Origin of the sequence: Oceanobacillus kapialis, from assembly GCF_044790185.1 — a bacterium.
In the GTDB taxonomy this organism is placed as follows: domain Bacteria; phylum Bacillota; class Bacilli; order Bacillales; family Amphibacillaceae; genus Oceanobacillus_B; species Oceanobacillus_B kapialis.
The window spans coordinates 2365663-2378085 of record NZ_CP085256.1; the positions used below are offsets into that span (position 1 = coordinate 2365663).

13 protein-coding genes and 1 riboswitch are annotated in these 12423 nt (G+C 39.8%); of the genes, 7 read left to right on the forward strand and 6 right to left on the reverse strand.

Features of this window, described 5'->3' with window-relative positions:
• The first annotated feature begins 10 nt into the window (after positions 1-10).
• On the forward strand, positions 11-577 hold the full coding sequence (locus LG273_RS12365; protein ID WP_404453952.1) for a class I SAM-dependent methyltransferase: 567 nt from the start codon (positions 11-13) through the stop codon (positions 575-577).
• Between the two features lie 22 nt (positions 578-599).
• Here the strand turns inward: LG273_RS12365 and LG273_RS12370 are convergent, their stop codons facing one another.
• The gene (locus LG273_RS12370; protein ID WP_404453954.1) at positions 600-1655 is read right to left on the reverse strand and encodes a tetraprenyl-beta-curcumene synthase family protein; all 1056 of its coding nucleotides are present in this window, start codon (positions 1653-1655) and stop codon (positions 600-602) included.
• A gap of 74 nt (positions 1656-1729) precedes the next feature.
• On the opposite strand from LG273_RS12370, the gene LG273_RS12375 reads away from it, so the two are divergent.
• Positions 1730-2245, forward strand: a complete 516-nt coding sequence (locus LG273_RS12375; protein ID WP_404453957.1) for a gamma carbonic anhydrase family protein — start codon at positions 1730-1732, stop codon at positions 2243-2245.
• 116 nt (positions 2246-2361) lie between these two features.
• On the opposite strand, the gene metK is transcribed toward LG273_RS12375, so the two are convergent.
• A complete protein-coding gene (gene metK / locus LG273_RS12380; protein WP_379561715.1) occupies positions 2362-3561 on the reverse strand; it encodes a methionine adenosyltransferase in 1200 nt (399 codons plus the stop codon).
• A 181-nt stretch (positions 3562-3742) separates the two neighbouring features.
• Positions 3743-3848: riboswitch (SAM riboswitch) on the reverse strand.
• A gap of 198 nt (positions 3849-4046) precedes the next feature.
• Here metK and pckA point away from each other — a divergent pair.
• The 4 genes from pckA to LG273_RS12400 all read left to right on the forward strand — a co-directional run bounded on the left by pckA (position 4047) and on the right by LG273_RS12400 (position 8592).
• The gene (gene pckA / locus LG273_RS12385) at positions 4047-5636 is read left to right on the forward strand and encodes a phosphoenolpyruvate carboxykinase (ATP) (protein WP_404459535.1); all 1590 of its coding nucleotides are present in this window, start codon (positions 4047-4049) and stop codon (positions 5634-5636) included.
• A gap of 342 nt (positions 5637-5978) precedes the next feature.
• Positions 5979-6968, forward strand: a complete 990-nt coding sequence (locus tag LG273_RS12390; protein ID WP_404453959.1) for an ABC transporter substrate-binding protein — start codon at positions 5979-5981, stop codon at positions 6966-6968.
• Positions 6969-6980: 12 nt separating this feature from the next.
• Complete coding sequence (locus LG273_RS12395; protein WP_404453961.1) at positions 6981-7805, forward strand: ABC transporter ATP-binding protein; 825 nt, start codon at positions 6981-6983, stop codon at positions 7803-7805.
• Positions 7780-8592, forward strand: coding sequence for an ABC transporter permease (locus LG273_RS12400; RefSeq protein ID WP_379561718.1), 813 nt, complete (start codon positions 7780-7782; stop codon positions 8590-8592). Before LG273_RS12395 ends, LG273_RS12400 begins: the two co-directional genes overlap by 26 nt.
• Positions 8593-8626: 34 nt before the next feature.
• Here LG273_RS12400 and ytkD read toward each other — a convergent pair whose 3' ends face one another.
• The 4 genes from ytkD to LG273_RS12420 form a co-directional block, all read right to left on the reverse strand.
• Positions 8627-9094: an RNA deprotection pyrophosphohydrolase gene (ytkD, locus tag LG273_RS12405; protein WP_404459538.1), complete on the reverse strand. Its 468-nt coding sequence runs from the start codon at positions 9092-9094 to the stop codon at positions 8627-8629.
• Between the two features lie 35 nt (positions 9095-9129).
• Positions 9130-9678 carry a hypothetical protein gene (locus LG273_RS12410; protein WP_404453964.1) on the reverse strand — a complete coding sequence of 183 codons (549 nt, stop codon included), beginning with the start codon at positions 9676-9678 and terminating at the stop codon, positions 9130-9132.
• Between the two features lie 111 nt (positions 9679-9789).
• Complete coding sequence (locus tag LG273_RS12415) at positions 9790-10110, reverse strand: hydrolase (protein ID WP_404453967.1); 321 nt, start codon at positions 10108-10110, stop codon at positions 9790-9792.
• A gap of 116 nt (positions 10111-10226) precedes the next feature.
• Entirely contained in the window at positions 10227-11045 is an 819-nt protein-coding gene (locus LG273_RS12420; protein WP_379561721.1) for an ABC transporter ATP-binding protein, read from the reverse strand.
• A 328-nt stretch (positions 11046-11373) separates the two neighbouring features.
• Here LG273_RS12420 and LG273_RS12425 point away from each other — a divergent pair, with 328 nt between their 5' ends.
• Positions 11374-12387 (forward strand): NAD(P)/FAD-dependent oxidoreductase, encoded by a 1014-nt coding sequence (locus LG273_RS12425; protein ID WP_404453970.1) that lies wholly within the window; start codon positions 11374-11376, stop codon positions 12385-12387.
• Positions 12388-12423: the final 36 nt, after the last annotated feature.

Sequence of the window (12423 nt, forward strand, 5' to 3'; positions counted from 1 at the left end):
GAGTAAATCCATGCTAATGAATATTATAAATTATGCCCATTATTTATTAGAAAGCTCTATTGATAAAGGAGAGACAGTTGTTGATGCGACATGCGGCAATGGCCATGACACCCTGTTTTTAAGCAGGGTTGTTGGACAAAGCGGCAAAGTGCTCGCGTTTGATATCCAGGAAGAAGCCATTGAAAATACAAAACAGGCTTTATCCGAAAGCAGCTATGCTAATGTTTCATTTATCCTTGATAGCCATGCAAATATGACGACACATTTAAAAGCACAGAATATCGAGCTTGTTGGTGGGGCCATTTTTAATCTTGGCTACTTACCTAAAGGAGATAAAACCATTATTACAAATGGGGAATCCACTGTTGAAGCTATTCAGCACCTATTACCTGTTTTAAAAACAAATGGACTTGTAGTACTTGTCGTTTACCATGGGCATGAAGGCGGAAAAGATGAAATGCATGCTGTATTAAAATATGCGATGAATTTATCCCAACGTTCTTACCATGTTTTGCAATATGGATTTATTAACCAGCAAAATAATCCGCCTTTCATTATTGCAATTCAAAAGAGATAAAGCAGAGACTTTCTATTCAGCACTATTTTAATCTGTAATACATTCTGATAAGGCTGTAAAAAAGTTGTGCTGTCTTGCCGCTCTCCTTTAATAGGCTTTTCACCATTTTCCTCTGACTAGGAAGGTGCTTTACTTTTGGGTCTGCTAAATAAAGTCCAACCAGGCCATTGCGAATCATTTGGTGAAAAGCACTGTCCGGAAGCTGGTCAATCTGATCAGCGGCTCTCCGGATAAACATACTAAACTGTTGCTGCATCTTTGCTTCACTTGGGTAATAGAAACAAAAATTCAAATCGTTTTCCTCTAGATCTTCTTTTTGATCAATGTAGTAATCAAGCAATATATGCAATCCCTGCATATAAGGGAAATAACCTTGGGAAATCATATTTGCTTCCCATTTGTCTACCTTTCCACCTAATGCATAACTGACCAGACAAAATACAGTTAAAGTTGAACCAGCCGATGCTGCAAATTCATACCATGTCAGCTCGCTATTAGTATTTTCTTCTTCATACCAACGCTTTAATCGCGGCACCCGTTCCGCAATTGCAACATGTTTATGAACCTGTAGATCTGTATAAAGTGATACGAGTCGATCAAGGGTAGGCTGTACTGGAGAAAGCTCTAACATGGCTAGCTGACTCTGACAGGTTTGTACCAATTCAGAAAGATAACCGTTATCCTGTTGCTCCTCTCGAAGGGCATAGTAATTTTTACCTTGATGTTCAGGATGCGTAGCAGCACGCAACGATTCATGGAGTAAACGAAAATCGGCAGGATCCAATGAGGTGCTTCTATCACATAGGTTATCTAAATAATCACTAATGGTTTGATACGCCACGATAAAGGTGATTGCTTCCTTCCATTTATCCCCAGCTAAAAATGCGTATAAGGAACCGCCCTGACAATGAAACCTCTTCGCTTCTATACTGGCTAACGCTTGGTTTCTCAAATCTTGATCCGGGATTTTCTGTGCTTTTTCTTTCCAACGAGCAAGCTCTTTATCAACTTCAGGAAAGATTTCTGTTTTTAATGGTTTTAGTAAAGATATAGTTGATGTTGGTACAGTAGTTCGCATTCAGTTGCCTTCCTTCAATTCACTAAAATTTTTGCTATACTACCTATATCACCACAATATGGAGGAGGATTCAAATGATTCACCATTATAAAGACAAGTTCCCAGTGATACATGATTCCGTGTTTATTGCAAAGGATGCGACGGTTATCGGTGATGTAGAGATTGCTCAATCAAGTAGTATTTGGTTTAAAACCGTCATTCGGGGAGATGTAGCCCCTACACGAATCGGGGAACGTGTAAACATTCAAGACTTATCTTTGCTGCATCAAAGTCCTGGCATGCCTTTAATTATTGAAAATGATGTAACGATAGGCCATCAAGTTACCTTACACGCTGCTATTATCAGGGAAAAAGCGTTAATTGGAATGGGATCAATCATTTTAGATGGTGCGGAAATTGGGGAAAATGCTTTTGTTGGTGCTGGAAGCCTTGTTCCTCCAGGCAAAAAAATCCCACCACATACCCTGGCACTAGGAAGACCAGCCAAGGTGGTGCGAAACTTAACGAGCGAGGATCTAGCTGAAATGGAACGAATTAAAAATTCCTATGTAGAAAAAGGTGAATACTACAAGAATCATACCTCTCTTTAAACACTTGATACCAACCCAACAAACACCAAAAAAACCGGGCTGCTTCGAATTTATCCATAAGGTTCATTCGAGTTCGCCCGGTTTTTGACTTACTTAGTTTTTATTTATCTCTCGTCTTATTTCTCCACTAAAGCTTTTAATTCCACTACTTTATCTGTTTTCTCCCAAGGGAAGAGGATATCGGTTCTTCCAAAATGTCCGTAGGCAGCTGTGCTCTTAAAGATTGGCTTCTGCAAATCAAGCATACGGATAATTCCAGCAGGACGTAAATCAAATAGTTTACGGATCGCTTGCACTAACTCCTCTTCAGAAACTTTCCCGGTGCCAAAGGTGTTTACTGCGATAGATACAGGTTCTGCAACACCGATTGCATAGGCAAGCTGTACCTCACATGTTTTTGCAAGCTCTGCAGCAACAATATTTTTTGCTACATAACGCGCAGCATAAGCAGCAGATCGATCCACTTTAGTGGAATCTTTTCCGCTAAATGCTCCACCACCGTGACGCGCGTATCCACCATACGTATCCACAATAATTTTACGACCTGTTAGACCCGCATCTCCCTGTGGCCCTCCGATAACAAAGCGACCAGTTGGATTAATAAAGTATTTCGTTGTGTCATCTAAAAGATTCTCTGGTACAACTGGACGAATTACATGCTCTATTAAATCCTTCTCAATTTGTTCTATTGTAACATCTTGAGAATGCTGAGTAGAAATAACGATCGTATCTACTTTAACAGGTTGATCTTGTTCATCATATTCAATTGTCACCTGTGTTTTTCCGTCTGGGCGAAGATAATCTAAAACATTTTCTTTTCTCACATCAGCCAAACGTTTTGCAAGCTTATGCGCTAACGAGATAGGAAGCGGCATAAGTTCTTCTGTTTCATCACAGGCGAATCCAAACATAAGTCCCTGATCTCCTGCTCCAATTGCAGCAATTTCTTCATCACTCATTTTCCCTTGACGAGCTTCAAGCGCCTGATCCACGCCACTTGCAATATCTGCGGATTGCTCATCAATCGCAGTTAACACAGCACATGTTTCGGCGTCAAAGCCATATTTCGCACGTGTATATCCGATTTCCTTAATGGTTTTACGTACGATTGCAGGAATGTCAACATAAGTACTTGTGGAGATTTCTCCAGATACAAGCACTAATCCTGTTGTAACAGTGGTTTCACAAGCGACACGCGCATATGGATCTTTCTTTAAAATTTCGTCCAGAATAGCATCTGAAATTTGATCAGATATTTTGTCAGGATGCCCTTCTGTCACAGATTCTGATGTAAATAAACGACGATTAGCAGCCATAATGCTAAATCCTCCTTTGAATTTCTGTTACGGATCTCTGTTTATCAAGGTTTGCTATTTCATAACAAAGGTTTTTATACATGGTATTTCAATAGTTAGCTAAGTGGAATTGTTTTACTTTTCATTGTGCAAATAAAAAAACCCTTCCTTCAGTAATGAGGAAAGGAGTAACAGCCTTTCGCTCTTATTGTTCAAGGAAAATCCTTGCACCAGGTTAGCACCTTTTCACCAATGTGATGGTTGCTGGGTTTCATCGGGGCTGTCCCTCCACCTACTCTGAATAAGAGAGTATCCGTTCGAAACTTAGCTTATCGAATGCGAACTGACATGTCAACTATTTTTGGCGCGTCACAAGGTTTACGAATATTTCATATGATTAGAATAGATATTTAGTATGGACTATTTATTTTAATGTGTTATACTAATAACTAAATTCATGTAACGTGAAACAACACATAACCAAAGGTAGGTGCTTTGAATTGAAAATGGTAGAAAAAAACGGTAGCACAAAATGGGAACAACATTCACAGCTATTAGAAAATTTGTCAGTCCCTCGTCTCATCCAAAAGATTTTAGCGAAAAAGGAAGCCACATTAACTGCTACTGGCGCGATCAGAGCTACTACTGGTAAATATACTGGACGCTCTCCAAAAGATAAATTCATTGTTCGTGATGCGGTTAGTGAAAACTTGGTGGATTGGGGCCCCGTTAATCAGTCTATTGATGAAGCAACCTTCGAGAATCTATACAGAAAAACAACGGATTACTTAAAGAACCAAAAAGAACTATATCGCTTTAAAGGATTTGCTGGAGCTGATCCAGAATATCGTCTTCCACTACAAGTAATCACTGAATATGCTTGGCATAATCTATTTGCAAGACAGCTATTCATTACACCTAACAAAGAGGAGTTAGCCAACCATCAAGCCGAATTCACCGTATTGTCAGCACCAGGCTTTATTGCAGATCCAATTACTGATAAGACACATTCAGAAACATTTATTATTATCTCTTTCAAAAAACGCATTATCCTCATCGGAGGAACAGAATACGCTGGGGAAATTAAAAAGTCTATTTTCTCGGTAATGAATTATCTTTTGCCACAACGGGAGGTCCTTCCTATGCATTGCTCTGCGAATGTTGGAGAAGAAGGCGATGTTGCCCTATTCTTTGGCTTATCCGGAACCGGAAAAACCACCCTTTCAGCTGACCCATACCGCAGGCTAATCGGTGATGATGAACATGGCTGGAGTAATAGAGGAGTTTTCAACATAGAGGGTGGCTGCTATGCAAAGTGCATTAACCTTTCTAAAGAAAAAGAACCGCAAATCTATAATGCGATAAGATTCGGATCTGTATTGGAGAACGTCTCCCTCGATCCTGAAACGGACCTGCCAGATTATTCGAATACTGAACTAACAGAAAACACGCGGGCTGCTTATCCAATTGAGAATATGAACAATGTGGTCACTCCAAGTGTTGCTGGACAGCCAAACGCCATAATTTTTTTAACGGCGGACGCTTCCGGCACGCTTCCGCCTATTAGTAAATTAACAAGCGAGCAAGCGATGTACCATTTCCTAAGTGGTTATACGAGCAAGCTTGCTGGCACCGAACGCGGTGTAACAGAACCACAGGCAACTTTTTCAGCATGTTTTGGAGCACCCTTTTTACCACTTTCCCCTTCAGTCTATGCTGAAATGCTCGGGAAAAAAATTAAGGAACATGCGGTGAACGTATTTTTAATTAACACCGGATGGACTGGTGGCTCCTATGGAAAAGGCGGCGAGCGGATTAAGTTATCGTACACGAGAGCGATGGTGTATGCCGCATTAGCAGGAGAATTAAATAACGTGGATACGGTACTAGATGAGATTTTTGGATTGCAGATCCCCTACGAGGTACCCGGCGTTCCTGAACAGTTATTGGTACCTGCAAATGCGTGGGCAAATATAGATGACTATCAAAAAACCGCACAGCAGCTAGCAATGAAGTTTCACAACAACTTTCAGAAATTCACTGAAGCCAGTCCATCAATTCAACAAGCTGGACCATTGTACGGAAATAATCTTTAATGTGCGATAGTATTAAAAGGGGGAGAACGTAATGTTCTCCCTTTTTTATTATTGGAGGAAATTATAGAATCCTAATGCTTTGGATAAAGTGAAACTCCATTTGTTGGGGTACCCCTTCCTCCGCTCCTGCAACCAGAGACTAGTGCGATTTCCTCGCCTCCATACGTGAGCCCGGAGGATCCGGGTCATGCCGACGTTTCCCAGGATGGGGCGAAAATAGTCGGCCTTCCTTAAAGCGGCCCCCACTCTTTTGTTCTTAAAAAATAGGCTATCACACATTTTCCCTAATCGCATAAACTGTTTTGACATTACCATCTAATGAATTGAGGGGGTCAGGTTAAAATGAAAAAGTTCTTAAAAATGATTGCCGCATGTGCTCTGTTGCCAATAATTCTTATTGGATGTAATCAAAGCACAACTTCCTCCATTAAGCTAGCTGAAGTAACACGCTCTTTATTTTATGCCCCACAATATGTTGCTTTAGAAAAAGGCTATTTTGAAGAGGAAGGTTTGGATGTTGAGTTGCAAACAACATGGGGCGGTGATAAAACCATGACGGCACTGCTTTCTGACGGTGCAGATATCGCACTCGTTGGTTCGGAAACATCCATCTACGTATACGCACAGAATTCAAAGGATCCCGTTATAAATTTTGCACAATTAACCCAGACAGATGGAACTTTTCTAGTTGCAAAAGAACCAAAGCCAGATTTTAAATGGGAAGATTTAAAAGACAGCACCTTTTTAGGACAGCGTAAAGGCGGCATGCCACAAATGGTAGGCGAATTTGTTTTAAAGAAGCATGGCATTGATCCGAAGAATGATTTAGAGCTCCAGCAAAATATTGACTTCGCCAACATTCCAGGTGCCTTCGTTTCTGGGGATGCAGAATATGTGCAATTATTTGAACCGACAGCAAGTACTTTTGAAAAAGAAGGAAAAGGTCATATAGTAGCTTCATTTGGAGAAGAATCAGGGCATGTACCATACACTGTCTTTATGACAAAGCAAAGTTATCTGGATGAGAACGAAGAAGAAGTACAAAAATTTACAAGAGCTGTTTATAAAGCACAGAAATGGGTTGAGGAAACAAGCGCAACTGAAATTGCTGAGGTTATTCACCCTTATTTCGAGGATACAGACCTAGAGTTATTAGCAGCCTCGATTGACAGATATAAAAGCCAGGGATCTTTTGCTACGGATCCAATTCTGGACAAAGAAGAATGGCAGAACCTAAAAGCCATTATGGATGAAGCAGGCGAGCTTCCCGCAGATATCCCTTATGAAGAGCTTGTTAACACATCTATTGCAGAAGACATTATGAAAGAATAGGGGGATGATCACATGTCTTTTCTCACATTGGATCATGTCTCCCACCACTATTTCTCGGCAAAAAATTATACAAAGGCGCTAAAAGATGTTTCCTTGTCTATCAAGGAAGGGGAATTTATTGCATTACTCGGTCCTAGCGGTTGCGGAAAGTCAACCTTACTTTCTATTATTGCAGGCATTGTTGAGCATACTGCAGGGCAAGTATTATTAGAAAACGAACCAATAAAGCCGACTGATAAGGCCATGGGCTATATGCTCCAACAGGATTACTTATTTCCTTGGAAGACGATTATCCAAAATGTAATGATTGGCCCTAAAATTCATGGCACAACAAATGCTGCTATTCGTGAAAAAGCAGAAGCTTTGCTGGAGAAGGTGGGACTCCCTGGGATTACAGAATCCTATCCTGGTGCATTATCTGGCGGGATGCGCCAGCGCGTTGCACTTGTAAGAACGTTATTGAACGATCCAAAAATACTGCTGCTTGATGAACCCTTTTCTGCGCTAGATTACCAAACAAAACTAAAGCTTGAAAACCTCGTCTCCGCAACCTTGAAGTCGTACAACAAAACAGCAATCCTAGTTACACATGATATTGGCGAAGCAATTGCTATGGCAGATCGGATTTTTGTCATGGAAGCAAACCCTGGTATGATTTCAAAAATATTTGAAGTACCCATTGAGCTACGTCAAGAGGCACCATTTTCGGTACGAAAACACCCTAAATATCAAATGCTATTTGATAAGGTTTGGGAGGAATTAGAAGACAAAGAGGGAACTTCGGCAGAATTAAAGGTGGTGATAGAAGAAGATGGCACCCGAAACGAAAACGGATAACCAGTTATTTCAACAACACAAAAATGGCTTAAAGCGTGAAAAAAGAATCGTGCTCACCTGGCAGGCAATATTATTAATTGCTTTCATAGGTTTTTGGGAAATTGCCAGCAAATTCTATTGGATTGATCCACTTCTATTTAGTTCTCCTTCTGAAGTGACCCAGGTATTACTAGCTAATATGGCGGACGGCTCGATGGTCACACATATACAAATTACGTTGTTTGAAACAATAGCTGGCTTTCTCATTGGAACTATTGCCGGTATTCTGTTTGCAAGTATACTATGGACTTCACCAAGGTTTTCGAGAATCATGGATCCATATCTCGTAATTATGAATGCTATGCCTAAAGTTGCACTAGGTCCCATCTTAATTGTAGCTCTGGGAACAGGATATTTCTCAATTATCGCAATGGGTGCACTCGTCTCTGTAATTATCACCACACTCGTAGTGTACAATGCGTTTAATGAGGTTGATCCGAACTACGAAAAAGTGCTAAAAAGCTTCGGAGCGACACGCTGGCAGCAATTTAAAGAAGCTATTTTTCCCGCTACCCTTCCAGCTATGATCTCCACCTTAAAGGTAAATGTGGGGCTATCATGGGTAGGGGTTATTGTAGGGGAGTTCCTTGTCGCAAAGCAGGGCCTTGGGTATTTAATAATTTATGGATTCCAAGTTTTTGATTTCTCTCTTGTTCTCTCAAGTCTTGTACTCATTGCTATTTTCGCAGCAATCATGTACAAAGTTGTAGAAAAATTGGAAGGTTGGCTTATAAAGAATAAGGCCTAAGACAAAAAAATCGCCTATACCATCATAGGCGATTTTATAATGTAGTCTTTATATAGTCGATACAATGAGGCAAGACTTCATCCTTCATAATAAAACTAAATCCACTGCTTTGCTTAATATTTTCAGGAATTGTATCTAATAACTTAGGGCCCTCTGTTTCATAATAAGTAATCTTAGGGTGCAGGGAATCCACGACCGCATAATATATATTTTTGGCTACATGCTCCCTTTTTCCGTATACATAATATTGCCCAATATAACATAATTGCTGAATTTCTCCACCAGTTTCTTCCATAACCTCCCTTTTTGCTGCCTGCTCGGCTGTCTCCCCTTTTTCCACTTTACCACCAGGGAATTCTAAGCCTCTTTCTTTATGTTTCGTAAGTAACCATTTATCTTTATACTTACAGATAACCCATACGTGGCGGGGATCTTCAGAAAAAGGATGATGCTGAAAAGATAGCTTCACCTCATTATTGTAATAATCCTTAAATGTAAACATCGTTTCAACTGCCTTCATAAACTGTATCTTCTAGATTAGGAAATGGACGCACTTGCTATCTTCCATGTTCCATCGTGCGTAAATTTCATTTCTATTGTGTATGCACCATGCAATGCCGTTTCATTTGATTGTATGATTTTCACAACGTTATCTTCTAATTGTACCATATCATATTGGTTGTCCGCTATAAACCAAGGTGGCGTCTCCGTTGGAAGGATATAAAGCCCATCTGCTTCTTCCGTATAATAATAATCCACAAATGGCTTAACCATTTCTTCTTCGGCAATAGAATGAAATGCGGATAGCAATTGTGCTTTGGAGTCCATATTCTTTACTTTATACTTTTCATCAGAGGGCTGAACCAATGTATCCATAAACTCTTTTGTCAGTTCTTTCACTTGTGCATCTTGTAACGTTTGTTGTTGCGGTACATCTTTCACTGCTTTTTCCACATTAGATACTTCATGTGTTTTAGCTGAAGCGGTTTTAGGATCAGCCTCTATCTCTTGCGTCATAAGTATACTACATATCATTAATACAGGGACAGTAAATGTTATAAGGGTCATTTGAACTAATTTTTTCATATAAAGCCTCCTCTAGGGGTCTGTAATACTATTCCATTTTTCATGAGGAGATAAACCCTAAAATAGGAAAAGCCACAACTGATTCAGTTGCAGCTCTCCAGCAAAGCTCCCTTACATATGCTCGTCGCCTAGTATACCCATTTGCTCAATATGTGATTTTGTTTCTGCTTCTCCTAATTCGTAAATCATTTGATAAGCCTGAGTCATTTCATCATCATAGTAGTCATTGGATCTATCATTATGGTAAGGGTTTATTGGTACATGTGCTCGAAAAAATGTTTTTATGCCTGCTTCATGCATCAGGTTAAATTTATCTCGGAGTATCGCAACTTCATCCTCTGTGGCATGGATAATAAATTCTTCGTTGTTATCGTATTTTTCTTGTGAGATTTCGCCTGCACCAACATTTACGTAAAACTTTTTCTTCTCCATACAGCACCTCCTTACAATAGATTGTCACAAATTCACCTGAAGCATGTATGGAGGGCTATGAAAAACCATTAAAAAAGACCTGTCATTCCAAAGAAGACAAGTCCAGTTCAATTAATTCATACAGTTTGTTGTTTACCTTGTGCAAAGATACAGCGACCTTTACCATGCGGAATACACATTGGTGTACCGAATCTTGGATCAAATGTTACGTCACACATCATTTCAAATACTTCGTGCACAAGATTACAGTTAATAATTTCTTCTGGCTTCCCTTGTGCAAATACCTTTTTATCCTTTATTGCAACGATATGATGCGCATAACGACAAGCTAGATTTAAATCATGTAACACCATTACGACTGTGCGGCCGTCTTTTTCATTTAAATCAAATAATAAATCCAGGACATCAATTTGATGGGTCATATCTAAATAAGTTGTCGGTTCATCAAGCAATATCATCTCTGTTTCTTGTGCTAATGTCATAGCAATCCATGCGCGTTGGCGTTGCCCACCTGAAAGGGAATCAACAGAACGATCTTTAAGGTGATGCATATTCGTTGATTGAAGAGCATTAAATACTGCTTCCTCGTCCTCTTTTGACCATTGTTTTAAAAAGCCACGGTAAGGATGTCTACCTTGTTTTACTAGTTCGTTCACGGTTAAGCCTTCTGGTGTAATCGGACTTTGAGGTAATATCGCTAATTTTTTAGCGACTTCCTTTGTAGCAACCTTTGCAATATCCTCCCCATCAAGGACAATGTCACCGCCCTTTGGTTTTAGAAGACGTGCCAAAGAACGCAGCAATGTTGACTTTCCGCAACCGTTACCACCTATGAAAACAGTGATTTCCCCTTTAGGAATCGATATATTTAAATCGTCTATTATAATATCCTCGCCATATCCGAGTGTTAAATTATTCGCGGTTAATGTTTGCATTGGAATCTCTCCCTCTACATCTTACTCCATGTTGTAGATCACTTACTTTTCGTTCGTTCCTGATTTTGTGTATTACTTACAGTTTATTGGGTTTTTCCATTTTCGTCAATGTATTTGAGAATGATTTTCATTGATTATGTAGTGGTTAGGTCACGAAACGTACAAAAATTACCCCCTGTATCCGGAATTGAGAAGTTGTCTTTTCTTTAAATTACACATTATAATGTACCGTTTAACAGATAAGAAATATGTGTTATTTGATAATTTTCCTGATTTTTAATAACCTACTATTAGGATTAAGGTAATTTCATCACAGGGAGGCTACATGATGCCACAAAACCTAGAATTATATGACGTTACAATCGTTGGCGGGGGTCCAGTAGGATTATTCACAGCGTTTTACAGTGGAATGCGCGAAATGAAAACAAAGATTATTGAGTACCTTCCTTTTTTAGGAGGGAAAGTTCCCTATTTTTATCCCGAGAAAATGATTTACGATATTGGTGGTATACCGAAGATCTCTGGAGAAGCATTTACCGAACAATTAATAGAGCAAGCAAAAACATTTGATCCAGAGATTGTACTCAATGAGCAAGTTATGCATATGGAGAAGCAGCCTGACGGTTTTTTCTTACTTACAAGCCATAATGGTTCACAGCACTTAACGAAAACGATTATCCTGGCAACAGGCTTCGGAAGTTTAAAATCTGTGAAGATGGATCTACCTGAAGCTATTAATTTTGAAGGGGAAAGCTTACATTATGCGATTAATAAGATGACCGATTATGCAGGGAAAGATGTACTTATCTCTGGCGGCGGTAATTCTGCAGTTGATTGGGCAAATGAACTGGAAGGCATTGCAAATAAAGTATCTATCGTTCATCGCAAGCCAGAGTTCAAAGGGATTGAAAGAAACATAAGCAGAATGAAAAATTCTTCCGTAGATGTGTATCAGCCCTTCCGTGTTAGCGGGTTTTCTGGAGAAAATGGACAAGTTCACACAGCAACAATTACACATATGGAGGACGACTCCAAACAGGAGATTCCGATTGACCGAGTGATTGTGAACCATGGGTTTGAAATAGACCTCGGTCCTATTACCGATTGGGGTGTGGAAATGCAGGATGGTACCATTTTAGTGGATGGTAATATGTCCACCAATATTCCAGGCATCTTTGCGGTTGGTGATATATCCAATTATCCGAGCAAATTGAGCTTGATAGCGGGGGGTTTCCATGATGGCCCAATCGCCGTGAATCATGCCAAACTCCATATTGCACCAAAAGAAGAACTGAAGCCTTTATATTCTACTAACCATGCGCCTTTGATCAATCGAAAATAGGCTTTCTTCATAATGAAGTTGCCCTCCATGCTGCAA

What these genes read in the sequence shown, in the direction of transcription:
- LG273_RS12365 (WP_404453952.1), top strand. Translation starts at nt 11, where the DNA reads ATGCTAATGAATATTATAAATTATGCCCATTATTTATTAGAAAGCTCT.
- LG273_RS12370 (WP_404453954.1), bottom strand. Translation starts at nt 1,655, where the DNA reads ATGCGAACTACTGTACCAACATCAACTATATCTTTACTAAAACCATTA.
- LG273_RS12375 (WP_404453957.1), top strand. Translation starts at nt 1,730, where the DNA reads ATGATTCACCATTATAAAGACAAGTTCCCAGTGATACATGATTCCGTG.
- metK (WP_379561715.1), bottom strand. Translation starts at nt 3,561, where the DNA reads ATGGCTGCTAATCGTCGTTTATTTACATCAGAATCTGTGACAGAAGGG.
- pckA (WP_404459535.1), top strand. Translation starts at nt 4,047, where the DNA reads ATGGTAGAAAAAAACGGTAGCACAAAATGGGAACAACATTCACAGCTA.
- LG273_RS12390 (WP_404453959.1), top strand. Translation starts at nt 5,979, where the DNA reads ATGAAAAAGTTCTTAAAAATGATTGCCGCATGTGCTCTGTTGCCAATA.
- LG273_RS12395 (WP_404453961.1), top strand. Translation starts at nt 6,981, where the DNA reads ATGTCTTTTCTCACATTGGATCATGTCTCCCACCACTATTTCTCGGCA.
- LG273_RS12400 (WP_379561718.1), top strand. Translation starts at nt 7,780, where the DNA reads ATGGCACCCGAAACGAAAACGGATAACCAGTTATTTCAACAACACAAA.
- ytkD (WP_404459538.1), bottom strand. Translation starts at nt 9,094, where the DNA reads ATGTTTACATTTAAGGATTATTACAATAATGAGGTGAAGCTATCTTTT.
- LG273_RS12410 (WP_404453964.1), bottom strand. Translation starts at nt 9,678, where the DNA reads ATGAAAAAATTAGTTCAAATGACCCTTATAACATTTACTGTCCCTGTA.
- LG273_RS12415 (WP_404453967.1), bottom strand. Translation starts at nt 10,110, where the DNA reads ATGGAGAAGAAAAAGTTTTACGTAAATGTTGGTGCAGGCGAAATCTCA.
- LG273_RS12420 (WP_379561721.1), bottom strand. Translation starts at nt 11,045, where the DNA reads ATGCAAACATTAACCGCGAATAATTTAACACTCGGATATGGCGAGGAT.
- LG273_RS12425 (WP_404453970.1), top strand. Translation starts at nt 11,374, where the DNA reads ATGCCACAAAACCTAGAATTATATGACGTTACAATCGTTGGCGGGGGT.